General features: G+C 40.3%; 13 protein-coding genes. 8 read left to right on the top strand and 5 right to left on the bottom strand.

Annotated elements, in window-relative coordinates; all coding sequences use genetic code 11:
• From KA531_03590 to KA531_03605, 4 genes are all read right to left on the bottom strand, one after another.
• Nucleotides 1-783 (bottom strand): FAD-dependent oxidoreductase (locus tag KA531_03590; GenBank protein MBP6005952.1); only part of this gene is annotated, 783 nt, incomplete at its 3' end.
• Nucleotides 784-881: 98 nt separating this feature from the next.
• The gene (typA, locus tag KA531_03595) at nt 882-2,693 is read right to left on the bottom strand and encodes a translational GTPase TypA (protein ID MBP6005953.1); all 1,812 of its coding nucleotides are present in this window, start codon (nt 2,691-2,693) and stop codon (nt 882-884) included.
• A gap of 76 nt (nt 2,694-2,769) precedes the next feature.
• Nucleotides 2,770-3,042, bottom strand: coding sequence for an RNA-binding protein (locus tag KA531_03600; GenBank protein MBP6005954.1), 273 nt, complete (start codon nt 3,040-3,042; stop codon nt 2,770-2,772).
• 349 nt (nt 3,043-3,391) lie between these two features.
• Nucleotides 3,392-3,967: a vitamin K epoxide reductase family protein gene (locus tag KA531_03605; GenBank protein ID MBP6005955.1), complete on the bottom strand. Its 576-nt coding sequence runs from the start codon at nt 3,965-3,967 to the stop codon at nt 3,392-3,394.
• A 29-nt stretch (nt 3,968-3,996) separates the two neighbouring features.
• On the opposite strand from KA531_03605, the gene KA531_03610 reads away from it, so the two are divergent.
• Genes KA531_03610 through recO form a run of 7 tightly spaced genes read left to right on the top strand, consistent with a single transcriptional unit; the run spans nt 3,997 to nt 9,424 of the window.
• The gene (locus KA531_03610; protein MBP6005956.1) at nt 3,997-4,887 is read left to right on the top strand and encodes an alpha/beta hydrolase; all 891 of its coding nucleotides are present in this window, start codon (nt 3,997-3,999) and stop codon (nt 4,885-4,887) included.
• Nucleotides 4,884-6,011, top strand: coding sequence for a glycosyltransferase family 4 protein (locus KA531_03615; protein ID MBP6005957.1), 1,128 nt, complete (start codon nt 4,884-4,886; stop codon nt 6,009-6,011). The genes KA531_03610 and KA531_03615 overlap by 4 nt, the downstream gene beginning before the upstream one ends.
• Complete coding sequence (locus tag KA531_03620; GenBank protein ID MBP6005958.1) at nt 5,989-7,131, top strand: glycosyltransferase family 4 protein; 1,143 nt, start codon at nt 5,989-5,991, stop codon at nt 7,129-7,131. Before KA531_03615 ends, KA531_03620 begins: the two co-directional genes overlap by 23 nt.
• A gap of 34 nt (nt 7,132-7,165) precedes the next feature.
• Nucleotides 7,166-7,864: a hypothetical protein gene (locus tag KA531_03625; GenBank protein ID MBP6005959.1), complete on the top strand. Its 699-nt coding sequence runs from the start codon at nt 7,166-7,168 to the stop codon at nt 7,862-7,864.
• Nucleotides 7,851-8,510, top strand: coding sequence for a HAMP domain-containing histidine kinase (locus KA531_03630; GenBank protein ID MBP6005960.1), 660 nt, complete (start codon nt 7,851-7,853; stop codon nt 8,508-8,510). Before KA531_03625 ends, KA531_03630 begins: the two co-directional genes overlap by 14 nt.
• Nucleotides 8,503-8,823 carry a hypothetical protein gene (locus KA531_03635; protein MBP6005961.1) on the top strand — a complete coding sequence of 107 codons (321 nt, stop codon included), beginning with the start codon at nt 8,503-8,505 and terminating at the stop codon, nt 8,821-8,823. The genes KA531_03630 and KA531_03635 overlap by 8 nt, the downstream gene beginning before the upstream one ends.
• A 1-nt stretch (nt 8,824) precedes the next feature.
• Nucleotides 8,825-9,424 carry a DNA repair protein RecO gene (recO, locus tag KA531_03640; GenBank protein MBP6005962.1) on the top strand — a complete coding sequence of 200 codons (600 nt, stop codon included), beginning with the start codon at nt 8,825-8,827 and terminating at the stop codon, nt 9,422-9,424.
• Here recO and KA531_03645 read toward each other — a convergent pair.
• On the bottom strand, nt 9,408-9,773 hold the full coding sequence (locus KA531_03645; GenBank protein ID MBP6005963.1) for a hypothetical protein: 366 nt from the start codon (nt 9,771-9,773) through the stop codon (nt 9,408-9,410). The two genes, recO and KA531_03645, sit on opposite strands and share 17 nt — an antisense overlap.
• A gap of 198 nt (nt 9,774-9,971) precedes the next feature.
• Between KA531_03645 and KA531_03650 the strand changes: the two genes are divergently transcribed.
• Nucleotides 9,972-10,451 (top strand): glycine--tRNA ligase (locus tag KA531_03650; GenBank protein ID MBP6005964.1); only part of this gene is annotated, 480 nt, incomplete at its 3' end.

Here is a 10,451-nt window from a genome sequence, read left to right on the forward strand (position 1 = left end):
AAATATTGGGTTATTGGTTGCCCCTGCTGTCCAGACTACAGTCTTGGTCCTGATTGATTCTCCAGTATTCAATCTCAACTTACCTCCCTTGATAGCTTGGACTTGGGTCTTTAGTCTCAAATTGACGCCTAGCTCCTCTAGTCTCCATTGAGCAAACTTCGATGCCTTAGGTGAGAGTAATCCCAGCAGTCTAGGTGAAGCCTCAATCAAGTCAATCTTGATCTGACATTTCTTGGTAGTTTTTTTGCTAGATAAATCTTTCAAATAAAATGGCAGTTCAGCAGCCAATTCTACCCCCGTCGCTCCTCCACCTACCACCACAAATTCGATCTCTTTTTCCTGACCTTTATTTTTGACCAGTTGACCTAGGTGTTTTCTTAATCTATCTGCACTATGAATAGAATCGAGCGAGAAAGCATTCTCTTCCACCCCCTCAATCCCAAAATAGCATGGAACTAAGCCCGGTGCCATCACTAGCTTGTCAAAGTAATATTTTCGTCTCGACTTGCCTATAACTTTTTTATCAGCATAGTCTATCTCAATAATCTTATCTTTGACCACATTTACAGTAGAGTGTTTGGAAAAAATATCCTCCAAGGGAATCTTGACCTCACGAGGTGAGCCACCTGTAGCCGAACGATATAGTGCCGCATGGTACTCAAAATAATCAGTATCCGAGATCAAGCAAACCTCAAAATGTTTATGTTCTGCCAGACTTAAAGCCAGCTTGACCCCAGCAAAGCCTCCCCCGACGATTACAATTCTCCCAAACTGCTTCTTCAACTATCCCTCCTGAATAATATCTATACGGTATAAGCTTAACCCATTTGCAACTATCTTCCAATAGTTTTTCTGTGTAGTCTATTGACTTCTTACCTTGGTTATTTCTTCTTACGAAGACCTTTATCCAGTATCCGCTTACGCAGCCTAAGTGAACTAGGAGTAATCTCCAGCAATTCATCATCATTAAGAAAATCCATTGATTGCTCAAGGCTCATTTCGATAGCTGGTGTCAGTTTGATAGTGCCATCACTGCTCTTGCTCCGCATATTGGTAAGTTGCTTGGACTTGGAAGCATTAATATCCAAATCATCTTTTTGATTAGCAAGTCCAATGATTTGCCCCTGATACAATTTGACCCCCGGCCCAACAAATAACACCCCTCTAGCTTCGGCATTATTCAAAGCATAAGCTCGACTCTCACCCTGCTCCCAAGCGATTAGCACACCGTTGCGTTTTGATTCTAGCTCTGTTGTCTTTGGCTGATAACCATCCATTAAACTATTCATTACCAGCGTTCCCTTGGTCGAAGTGATTAGCTGACTACGCAACCCAATCAGATTGCGAGTACTAATCCGATAAACTAGCCTGACCAGATTATCCCTAAGGGTGACTTGTTCTAATAGCTCAGCCTTACGACTACCAAACTCAGATTGGATCACTCCAATATGCTCGACTGGCACCTCAATAGTCACCAACTCCACTGGCTCCATACTCTTGCCATCTTGCTCTTTATATACTACCTTGGGTCGACCAATCTCAAACTCAAACCCTTCTCGGCGCATCGATTCCATCAAAACACTCAAATGCAACTCACCTCGACCCTTGATGGTAAACCCAATCCCATCATCCTCTACTATCAATCCAATATTAGTCTCCAATTCTCGCTTCAACCGATCACCAATCTGTCTAGAAGTCGTAAATTCCCCCTCCAAGCCCTTGAATGGAGATGTGTTTGGACCCAAATAAATACTCAGAGTAGGTGGTTCCAGGTCTATGGCTTCTAGTGCTTCTGGCATATCTGGTGTGGTCAAAGTCTGACCAATCTTAGCATCCTTGATACCTGTGACTGCGATAATCTCGCCTGCAGTAGCTTGATCTTTGATCACCTTATCTAGACCTTGATATCCATAGATTTTATCGACTCGATAACCGCTACCAACTACTCCACTCTGATCTACCAAGCTTAGAATATCACCAGTCTTGAGTTGACCTCGCTCTACTTTGCCAATCACATATTTACCCTGATAATCATCCCATTCAAGTGAAGTTACTAGAAGCTGAAAACCTCCATCAGATACTATTGGCTCAGGTATGTATTCAATGATTGCTTCAAGGATTGGCTGGATATCTGCTGGCTGACTAGAGTCATCTGGTAAATCTTTCCAAGCCTTGCCATCTCTACCTATCGCATAATAGATTGGGTAATCTAACTGACTATCATCAGTGGCTAATTCCAAAAATAGATCTCCTATCTCTTCGACTATCTGATCAACTCTGGCTGCTGGCTTATCAATCTTGTTGATTACGACAATTGGTCTGAGTCCTGCCACAAATGCCTTCTCCAGAACAAATTTGGTCTGAGGCATTGGCCCCTCTTGAGCATCAACGATTAATAGACAACCATCTGCCATATGTAAAGTCCTCTCGACTTCACCACCGAAATCGGCATGTCCAGGAGTATCAATGATATTGATCTGGGTATCATTGAACTTGACTGCCGTAATCTTAGCCGTGATAGTAATTCCTCGCTCACGCTCTTGATCATTGGAATCCATAATCAAATCCTGACTCATCTCTGCTTGATTATCGCGAAAGACCTTGGTTTGCTTCAAAAAAGCATCGACCAGCGTAGTCTTACCATGATCGACATGGGCTATCACTGCAATGTTGCGAATATTATTTTCTGCCATAATTATTTACTAGTTTTAATACCAAAGCACTCCCAGTACTGGGAGTGCTATCGTTTATCGACAAATCAAGCCAATCCTAGAAACGTCTAGCTGGTCGATCTTCTTTGGGTCGTGCCTTATTGACGGTGATTTTTCTACCACCCATTTCTTTGTCATGAAGCATTGAGATAGCCTTTTCAGCTTCCTCTTCACTAGACATTTCGACAAAACCAAAGCCTTTTGAGCGATTAGTCTCTCTATCTGTAATAATTCTTGCGCTTACTACCTGACCAGCTACACTAAAGAACTCTTCCAATTCTTGTTCTGTAGTAGAATAAGGAATACCACCAACATATAATTTAGTTGTCATCTGACTAAAACCTTTCTTATTAATTATTTACTTCAAAACCGTTTGTTACTGGACACTTTTGACACACTATCGGCACCAATCTGTCAGATAATTCACTGTTTCGCAAGTTATCTTACATCATACAAAGCCAAATGTAAAGCAAAAAATACCCAACTCTTCCAACACTTCGAGGTGACACCTGGTAAATTAAGCTTTTTATTGTGTAATCCAGCTAAAAGCATGATTTTAATGCCCAAAAACTACTTAAGGTGTCACCTTTCTTACCTTTCTTAAGCTATATCTTCAACAATCATTGGTATCAAAATTCTAGATAATATATAAAAAATATCAGATAGAATGAGGAGACACCCTAGAAGAGCTTCCAGGCTATCAAACCAGCCATCATTAGATACCAGGCTAGAAGAATTGAGAGTCTATTGTTGACAAACTCCTGTCTAAACTTTGGATTACCAAACTTTAGGTTGTCGTGGCTAAAATTATAAGCTGTAGTGTAAACAAAGCTCGCTCCAGTACAAATCCATACAAGCACACACCACAAGCAAAGCTTACCAATATCAAACATTACACTTCCAGCCAACCAGTGTGTCATCATTAAACCACCTAAAGTCCCAAGGTTGAATAGCAACATATACCATCTAGGAAACTTTACTTTGCCAATCAAAGCGACCCCAACTGCCAAGATCATTGCAAAACTAATCAGCCCCAAGTATGAGTTCGGAAATCCAAAAACAGAAGACTGCCATGATTCAATCACAGGAGTACAACTAACAGTCTGATTGATCGAACAAACTGGTACATAACCAGGATTTTCAAGTAAGTGCAACTGATCAAGTGCCAGCTGCATAGCAGCCAGTATCCCTAGACCACCTGATACGCTTAAGACTATCCCCGTAATCCTGCCCTTCAATAACTCCTTAAGCTTCATGCTGATTATAATAATGGTAAAATAGCCCTATGTCTAGTAAACAATACGATATTGATCGTATCCAACAAATCATCTATTTTCACCCTCCAACCAATCCAGACTCTACCAAGACTTTTCTACTGATTCAGGGTCTACACTCCAATCAAACTAGAATGCATGGAGTAATTGAATTCTTGCAAGACTATGGACAAGTAATCAGTTTTGACTTACCTGGGACGGGAGAAACAGCCCCCTTAAACTCTACTGGTCAAGATATTAGCCTTGAAAATCTCTCAGAATACCTGGGTAAGCTAATCAGTCAAATTGAAGTCACTAACCTCTTTGTGGTAGCAATCTCACTTGGCGGTCAACTAATCACAACTACACTTTTACAGAACCCTGAGCTGGAAAATAAACTAGATAAAATCCTTGGTCTGGGTTGCCCACTTGGGGCAGATAGCTTCCATCCTTTTGACCTCAAAAATCCTGAGCTATTTTTCTTCAAGTCCTTACTAGTATTTCGCTACTGGCCTCTGATCAACATTGCCCAAAGAATTGTCAACTCTCCAAAAATCAAGTGGCTATATCGACTTGGAATCAAGAAATACCAAGATACAGGTCAGAGATCTGAACTAGTAGAGCTGGAATACCAGCTCTGGAAACAGGACCTCAAGACCCATGCTACAATCGGGCACCAATTACTAACTAAGCAATTCTTAATACCATCCAATGCAAAGATTGAGATAGATTTTATCAACCTAATTACCAAAGACGACCAGTATATTGACTGGAACAAAACCAATCAATTATTCGGGCAATACTATCGGAATTATAGCTTCCACTTCCTTAAGCTAGCCAACCATGCACCGAGCCTAATTGCAACCAAAGAAGAAATCAAAGCGACCCTGACCAAGCAAATCCTTGATATAATAGCTTCATGAAAGTTGCCCTAGTATGCCCTTATGACTTTTATCGACCTGGTGGAGTCCAAGAATGCATCCGTGATCTAGCAAACCAACTGGAGAGCAGAGAGCATAAAGTTGCAATTATTGCTCCGACTACTCTTCAAACCAGCTACCAAGCTGACCCAAGAGTGATTATGCTAGGTCGAGCCCGCAAAGTACGTACACCATTTGCAACTAGTACTGAATTGACCTTCTCAACGGATAAGTCTGAGATAGTCTCTCTACTCGATAGTCATCAATTTGACCTTTGGCATTTTCACGAACCATGGATCCCAAGACTTTCCAAACAAATCATTGATCTCCTACCGAAAAATCAGAAAACTTTAGCAACCTTTCACGCAAAATTACCAGATAGTTTTATCTCTAGGCCAATTGAAAAGGCTATCACTCCCTATGCTCGTTCAATTTTAGGAGACTTTGACTACTTTACAGCAGTTAGTGAAGTTGCCGCCGAATACTTGAGCAACTTGACTGATAAAAAATTTCATATCATACCCAATGCCATCAATATCAATATATACCAACAACCCACCAAGAATTTTCGCTTACCTAAGCCAACAATTTTCTATATCGGACGACTCGAAAAACGCAAAGGTCTCGACTATCTACTAAAGGCCTTCAGGGTTCTAACTCAAGAAATGGGCATTGATGCAGAGTTGGTATTAGCAGGGTATGGACCAAAATTTAGGAGCCTCGTTAACTACACTGAACGTTACCAATTGACCCACAGGGTAAAGTGGCTCGGTCAGATCAGTGATCAAGATAAACGAATCTGGCTCAAGTCGGCAGATGTCTTCTGCTCTCCTGCGATCTATGGTGAGAGCTTTGGAATAGTTCTACTTGAAGCCATGGCCTGCAATAAGCCAATTGTTGCTGGCAACAACCCTGGGTACAGCTCAGTATTGACTGGCGTCGGAGAGCTTGGACTGGTCAACCCAAAGAATCCTGAAGAATTCGCGAGAAGACTTGCCCTGTTCATTAATAATCCTGAAATATCACAGGTTTTTGTTGACTGGTCAAGGCAGGAGATTTTGAAGTATGATTTTGATATAATAGTAAACAGTTACTTAAACCTATATGAAAAAATCCTCAAAACCTAAGCTAAAGATTGCCTTCGTCTTCGATGATAGTCTTGACCGTGATGATGGTATCCAGCAACATATCAAGTCTCTTGCCAAATATTATAATGATCACGGTCATACAGTTAGTTTCCTGGTCAGTAAAAGCAAAAGCTCAAATCTAGGGCAGGTTTATAGCCTTGCTGAGAACATCAAGGTTAACTTCAACCAAAACACTCTGAATATCCCTTTGCCCGCTTCAAAGGATTTGATCAAACAAATTCTTACAAAAAATCGTTTTGATATCATTCATGTTCAAATGCCCTATAGCCCATTGTTGGCTGGCAGGGTACTCAATCTTTGTCCAGAGCAAACCCTAGCTTTTGGCACGGTTCATATTGTTCCTTCTGGCTTTACCAGCGTCATCGGTTCATATGTGATTGGACTACTCAATCGTCGCTCTCAAAGACATCTAGCTCAAGTGATTAGTGTGTCAAAACCGGCTCAAGGTTTTGCCAAACGTTATCTAGGTCTTGACAGCATAGTGATACCCAATCCAGTTGATAACTCAAAATACTTTGATAAAAGCACCCTCAATCAACCTTGGCCAAATCAGCCAATTCGAATCGGTTTTTTAGGAAGACTAGTCAAACGTAAAGGACTTGCCCATTTGCTTAATGCCAGTAAGATTCTTTTGGATCAAGGCCTAAATTTCCAGCTCGAGATTGCTGGAGATGGTAAGGATCATCAAAAACTACTCGAACTCAGCGACCAACTTGGACTTAGTAAGTTGGCTACCTGGCATGGTCATCTTCATGAACAAAAAAAGATTGAATTTTTAAAATCAATTGATATCGCTGTCTACCCAGCTACTGGCGGAGAGAGCTTTGGAATTGTCCTGACTGAAGCAATGGCAACAGGTAGGCCAATTGTACTCGCTGGCAACAACCCTGGCTATACTAGCGTAATGGACAATCTAGTAAATCAAGTATTTGATCCTTTTGACTATCAAGTGCTAGCTAAAACGATCACCCATTTTGCAAAACTCAACCAAGAACAATATCGAAAAGTGATTGATGGCCAACTTAATCTAGTCCAAAGATACTCTACTACGACTGTCGGCAAACAAACTTTAGATCTGTACTATAAAACGCTTAAGTAGGCTACCTCCCCTAACCGCATGATATAATTAATTCATGGACAAGATAGACCAAAAAGATATTCAAGACACAGAATTTGAAGATGATTTTGATCATCATATATCTAGTGAAAGTCTAATAGCCAAGAGTAAATTAGTTAGTTTTGTTGCTATGGTTGCAGTAGTGATTCTAGTAATTGTTGTGATTATCTTGGTCTTTATACTAGCTCAGAATAAATTTGACCAAGATAAAGTCTACCAGGAAGCTTACAATACGGGTATTATCGACCAAAGGGATATTGATCGCATAGCATTCCAAGAGCAGCTCAATAATCCATTTACTGTCTACCAGTCTCCGGAGATTTATGGAGGATTTAAGATTAGTTATCCAAAAAGCTACTCTACTGTCTACAACAATTCTAGTAGCAACCCTATATCAATTATTGCTCACCCGGGTAAGGTTGACTTTAATACTAATAGATTTGCCTTGAAAATTGAGCTAATCGAATCTCCTTACTCTCAAGAAAAAGCCAAAGCCCAAGATCAGGACTCCAAACTAGCAAAAGCCGATCAGGGCTACCTGATTCAAGTCTCAGGCAAAGAAGCCTACTATCGTTCTGAATTTTTCAAAGATATTCAAAGCCAGGGTGCATTTGTTCTAATTCCAATCCAGGATAAAACATTATTAATCAGAACTGATAGTCTTCAGTTGTATGAAGATCAGTTTAATCAGATTATTGAGAATGTTAGTACCTAGAGATGATTTCCGAAACCTTGCAAGTTTAATCAAGCAAATAAAGGACCCGATCGTTAGTAGTCAAATCTATCTTTCGGAGCTAGCCAAGACTAATCTCGACTCTAATCAATCTGAATTACTCAATAGAACTGATGACTTAATCTCCCAGCTTGACAGAACCTTTGATATCATCCTATCACTTAGTGGACTAGATCAAAATCACAAGATCATAAGTAATGCCATTCAGACTAGATTACTCCTGGATCAACTAGTATCTGACCTCAGACAAATTGGTCAAGTCGACTATAGAAGAACAAAAGCTCTACCCGGGATCTCCGGTAACTACCTCAAGCTTTATCAATCATTATTAACTATTGCCAAAAGGGCTCTAGGTAATGCTCCAAGTAATAGCATTGTGATCGATAGTTTTAAGAGATCTGATTCAATTATCATCCGTTTGATCGACTCCGGGGCAAGGTATCCAATAGCTCAAAGAAAAGTAATTGGTAATCTCAAATACTTTCGACTAGACTTTGAGCTAGCTCTAGCTTTGGAAATTATCAAATACACTGGAGGAAAAACTAGATTGACTCGAATCGATAATACAAACTATCTTAATATTCATCTACCAACCCAAACGCAAGCTAGACTAGTAGATAATGAATAAGCACCAAGTATTCTACAGTCAAGACTTAGCTACAGTTGAGGCTTTCAAAAAGAAGTTTCCTTTTCTAGTGATCTTTAACAATCCTGAGCTCTTAATCAACCACCTGGCAATTAGCCCCCCAAATCAGCTGATTTTAGATCTAGGAAAAGGACAGGATAATGCAATTGCAATCCTGACTCAACTTACAATTCTTAGGATTGAAATACCTGATAAATTGATTTTGACCAACCAACCTTTTGATGATCTTAGTCTCAGAGTCAAGCAACTACTTGATGTCCGGATAGAAAAAAAATCAACCTTCAAAGGATTGTAGTTTGTCAGATTCTCAATTAATCAAGCTGACAGGACTGGTCCTCAATAAGACTAGCTATGGTGAGGCAAACCAATTCATTGATATCTTTACGAAAGAACAGGGTAAGGTAACAGTAATCGCAAAAGGAGTTCTCAGACCAAATGCCAAATTGCGAGCTTATCTCGAGCCAAATTATCTATTATCTATAGAGCTAAGTGGCAGATCAAAAATACCTATCCTTACTGCAGTAGAGGTTATTGACACTATTCAGCTCTCTAGCCTCGAAATGATTGAAGCAATTAGTCTAATCATCCGCTTACTAAGTAATTACTCAATCCATCAACACCCCCAACCTGAACTCTGGCAAGCCTTGGTAGATATTTATCAAAATTTCAATAACACCAACTTAAACCTAATCCAAATTTACTTCAAATCAAAACTCCTAGACCAAAGTGGTAGCTTGCCTAATCTTGATATCAATAAAATACCCCAAAAGCTACTCTTTGATGTGATCAATGTTGATACTATCGCCCTATTGAAGCTTTTTGATACCAAATCGCTTAGCATGTATGATAAACGGTTTGAAGGCTGGCTAGACCAATTAATTATTCAGTTGCTCTAGTTGTAGTACCACTATTTCTTATATATCTTTCCTGTAGCTGTGCACCTTGAACAGTTAAAACGACCTTTCCCCCTTCCCCTTTTCCATCTATACAGACTACTTCTCCAATTTGATCTAAACTGTCACTCGGACCTTCATCTACCCTTCCACCGTATGGCAATTGTGCGCCAAAGTTAGCCAGCACAGCAGGATCAGTATCTTTCCTATAGTTAGGATCCCCATTATTGTATGTGGCCTCAATAGTAGTACCGTCGTCCTCACATGGCTCAACAGTACTTCCCCTACCAGTACCACTGCATCCAACTACTACAGTAGCCGCCAAAAATACGCCTGCTAGTCGAGCTGACATGCCTCTCTCTCTTTCTACTTTTCTCGTAAATATTCTCACAATTCATAACTTCCCCTTCTTTCTTAATTTACGTCATATATTATACACACATTATATAAATTTGTCAAGCATATTATCCGCTGACACCCTGCGCTATCTAGTTCCATCACACTTTATTTGCATCATAACAAAATACTTGCAACATGCTATAATCATCTTATGAGCAACTATAAAACTATCGATCTAGCTACTATTACCAACCTCGCCAAACGTCGAGGTTTTGTCTTCCAGTCCAGTCAGGTTTATGGAGGTCTGAGTGGATTTTGGGACTATGGTCCCTATGGAGTTGAGCTGATCAATAATATCAAATCTCTCTGGTGGCAAGCCATGGTTCGAGAAAAAATCAATGTCTATGGGATTGATGGCGCCATCATCCAGCACCCCAGACTCTGGAAGGCTAGTGGTCATATCGAAGGCTTCAATGATCCGCTGGTCGATTGCAAAAATTGTAAGCTCAGATTTCGAGCTGACCACCTAGCTGAGGTGGATTCGAGTGATATTGAACAGCTTACTTCCCTACTAGTAGACAAGGTATGTCCAAACTGCCAGCAAGATACCCTAACGGCACCCAGATTGTTTAATATGATGATGAAGAGCTATCTAGGGCCTCTTGAGGATCGAGAAAGCACTGTCTATCTG

It is taken from the genome of Candidatus Saccharibacteria bacterium, assembly GCA_017983775.1.
In the GTDB taxonomy this organism is placed as follows: Bacteria; Patescibacteriota; Saccharimonadia; order JAGOAT01; family JAGOAT01; genus JAGOAT01.

Excerpts from the sequence above, each read along its gene's own strand:
- typA (MBP6005953.1), bottom strand. The coding sequence starts at position 2,693 with ATGGCAGAAAATAATATTCGCAACATTGCAGTGATAGCCCATGTCGAT.
- KA531_03600 (MBP6005954.1), bottom strand. The coding sequence starts at position 3,042 with ATGACAACTAAATTATATGTTGGTGGTATTCCTTATTCTACTACAGAA.
- KA531_03605 (MBP6005955.1), bottom strand. The coding sequence starts at position 3,967 with ATGAAGCTTAAGGAGTTATTGAAGGGCAGGATTACGGGGATAGTCTTA.
- KA531_03610 (MBP6005956.1), top strand. The coding sequence starts at position 3,997 with ATGTCTAGTAAACAATACGATATTGATCGTATCCAACAAATCATCTAT.
- KA531_03615 (MBP6005957.1), top strand. The coding sequence starts at position 4,884 with ATGAAAGTTGCCCTAGTATGCCCTTATGACTTTTATCGACCTGGTGGA.
- KA531_03620 (MBP6005958.1), top strand. The coding sequence starts at position 5,989 with ATGAAAAAATCCTCAAAACCTAAGCTAAAGATTGCCTTCGTCTTCGAT.
- KA531_03625 (MBP6005959.1), top strand. The coding sequence starts at position 7,166 with ATGGACAAGATAGACCAAAAAGATATTCAAGACACAGAATTTGAAGAT.
- KA531_03630 (MBP6005960.1), top strand. The coding sequence starts at position 7,851 with ATGTTAGTACCTAGAGATGATTTCCGAAACCTTGCAAGTTTAATCAAG.
- KA531_03635 (MBP6005961.1), top strand. The coding sequence starts at position 8,503 with ATGAATAAGCACCAAGTATTCTACAGTCAAGACTTAGCTACAGTTGAG.
- KA531_03645 (MBP6005963.1), bottom strand. The coding sequence starts at position 9,773 with ATGTCAGCTCGACTAGCAGGCGTATTTTTGGCGGCTACTGTAGTAGTT.